Source organism: Streptomyces ipomoeae 91-03 (assembly GCF_000317595.1).
Classification (GTDB): Bacteria; Actinomycetota; Actinomycetes; order Streptomycetales; family Streptomycetaceae; genus Streptomyces; species Streptomyces ipomoeae.
Genome location: NZ_AEJC01000464.1, coordinates 1 through 2,951, shown reverse-complemented (window position 1 = coordinate 2,951; position 2,951 = coordinate 1). Strand labels below are relative to the sequence as shown.

Here is a 2,951-nt window from a genome sequence, read left to right as displayed (position 1 = left end):
CGGTGCCCTTCCCACAAGGTCGGCGCCCTGGGCGTCGTACCTCTCTGTGTCATGCCCCTGACTACCCGCACGCACGACTTCCCGTACGGAAAGGAAAGGCCATGTCCCCGATCGACCGCAGGTCCCTCCTCAAGGCAGCCGCCGTCGCCGGAGCCGCCACCCAGCTCAGCTGGGCGCTCGGCTCGAACGCGCAGGCCGCGCCCAGAGCCGAGGCCGCGGAGGCGGACCCGGTGACCCTGGACTGGCTGGAGGACGGCGGACCCGGCGCCGCCCCCGGCTCCACCGTGGGCGTGCCGTGGCCCAAGGGCGCGTACGAGAAGGATCAGTCGTTCTCCTTGACGGACGAGAACGGCAAGGCCGTGCCCGTGCAGTCCTGGCCCATCGGCTACTGGCCCGACGGTTCCGTGAAGTGGACCGCGCACGCCGTCGGCGCGGGCGCCGGCTCCGGCAAGCTCACCCTCGCCGCGGGCACCCCGGCGGCGCCCGAGAAGAAGGTCACCGTCGACAAGAACGGCGGCACCATCGACGTCTCGACCGGCGTCATCACCGCCAAGATCGGCAAGAGCGGCTCCACGCTGGTGAAGTCGGTACTGCGCGGCTCCACCGAGGTCGCCAACACCGGCCGTCTGGTGCTCCTGCGCCAGCCCGAGATCGAGGACGGTGACCAGGGCACCGTCAAGTACGAGCGGTTCGAGAGCGTCATCGACGAGGTCGACGTCGAGCAGGAGGGCCCGGTGCGTGCCGTGGTCCGCATCGACGGCAAGCACCGCAAGGGCAGCAGGAGTTGGCTGCCGTTCTCCATCCGGCTCTACTTCTACGCGGGCGCGGAATCGTTCCGCATGGTGCACACCATCACCTTCGACGGCACCCAGGAGCCGGGCAAGGCCAGCGGCGACTTCGTCCGCGGCATCGGTGTCCGCTTCAAGGTCCCGATGCGCGATGCCGCCTACGACCGGCACATCCGCATCGGCGGCGAGGGCACCGGTCTGCTGCGCGAGGCGGTCAAGGGCATCACCGGGCTGCGCCGCGACCCGGGCGCGGCCGTGCGCACGGCCCAGTTCGAGGGCAAGAAGCTGCCCGACCCGTCGACGTGGGACCAGCGGGTGACGACCCGCCTCCAGTACATCCCCGAGTGGGGCGACTACACCCTCTCCCAGCTCTCCGCCGACGGGTTCGGCGTCCGGAAGCGGACGAAGAAGGGGTACGGCTGGATCCCGGCCGGCGGTGGCCGGCGGGCCAGCGGATTCGGATACGTCGGTGGCGCGAGCGGTGGATTCGCCTTCGGGCTCAGGGACTTCTGGGAGAAGTTCCCGGCGCAGCTCGACATCCGCGACGCCCACACCGACACCGCCGAGGTCACCCTCTGGCTCTGGTCGCCCGAGGCGCAGCCCATGGACCTGCGCTTCTACCACGACGGCATGGGCCAGGACACCTACCCCGAGCAGCTCGAAGGCCTCAACATCACCTACGAGGACTACGAACCCGGCTTCGGCACCCCCTACGGCATCGCCCGCACCAGCGAACTCCTCTTCTGGGCCCATGAGTCCACACCCAGTGCCGAGGACATGGCCAAGCAGGTCGAGGCCGTACGCACACCCCCACAGCTCGCCGCCCCGCCCAAGCAGCTCATCAAGGCGGGCGTCTTCGGCAAGCTGTTCTCCGAGCCGGACCGCTCCACCGCCGCCAAGGCCAAGATCGAGGACCACCTCGACTTCCTCTTCACCTACTACAAGGACCAGGTGGAGATGCGCCGTTGGTACGGCTTCTGGGACTACGGCGACATCATGCACAGCTACGACCCCAGCCGCCACCAGTGGTGCTACGACATCGGCGGCTACGCGTGGGACAACTCCGAACTCTCCCCCGACCTCTGGCTGTGGTTCGCGTACATGCGCTCCGGCCGCGCCGACATCTTCCGCTTCGCCGAGGCCATGACCCGGCACACCGGCGAGGTCGACGTCTACCACATCGGCAAGTGGGCGGGCCTCGGCACCCGCCACGGCGTCCAGCACTACGCCGACAGCGCCAAGCAGCAGCGCATCGCCAACACCACCTACCGTCGCTACTACTACTTCCTCACCGCCGACGAACGCGTCGGTGACCTCATGCACGCCAACGTCGACTCCGACGAGACCTTCCTCGTCCTCGACCCCATCCGCAAGATCCGCACCGAGCCGTACACCCCCGACCGCAACGCCCTGTCCATCGGCTTCGGCACCGACTGGTCCGGCCTGGTCTCGGCCTGGCTCACCGAATGGGAGCGGCGCGGACCCAAGTGGGAGAAGGCCAAGGCCCGCGTCCTGTCCACGATGGAGACCATCGCGGCCCAGCCCAACGGGTTCGTCCAGGGCAACGGGCTGTACGACCTGGACACCGGGAAGTTCGCCGTCGCCGACAAGCCCGCGGTCGGCGTCTCCCATCTGTCGGCGATGTTCGGCCTGGTCGAGATGTGCGCCGAGCTGATCGACCAGATCGAGATGCCGAAGTTCAAGGAGGCGTGGCTGGACTACTGCCGCTACTTCAACGCCACGAAGGCCGAGCAGGCCGCCCGCTACGGCTCCAACTTCGGCACGCTGCTCCTCTTCCAGGGGCACTCGCGCCAGGACGCGTACGCCGCCGTCCAGTTGAAGGACGACAAGCTGGCGGCCCGTGCGTGGCGGCAGTTCTACAACAGCGCCGACACCTGGGACTACAAGGAGTCCACCGACTGGTCCACGAAGAAGGTGGAGGGTCCGACCGGGTTGGTCCCCGGCAGCGAGGCCGCGTGGGTTTCGACCAACGCGACGGCGTTGTACGGGTTGGCGGCGATCCAGAACCTGGCTCTGGTGGGCGACAAGATGCCGTGACGCTCCGCTGGGGGAGCCGGGTTCGGGGGCTTTCCCGTGGTGGGGAACCGCGGGTCCGCCGGGGCTGGGCGCGCCCACGCGGCGGAGCCGCAAAGCGACCTTCGA

1 protein-coding gene is annotated in these 2,951 nt (G+C 68.9%); it reads left to right on the top strand.

Translation table 11 applies throughout. The features are described 5' to 3' along the window. The first annotated feature begins 101 nt into the window (after positions 1 to 101). Positions 102 to 2,846 (top strand): exo-rhamnogalacturonan lyase family protein, encoded by a 2,745-nt coding sequence (locus STRIP9103_RS30280; protein ID WP_009326788.1) that lies wholly within the window; start codon positions 102 to 104, stop codon positions 2,844 to 2,846. The last annotated feature ends 105 nt before the right edge of the window (positions 2,847 to 2,951 follow it).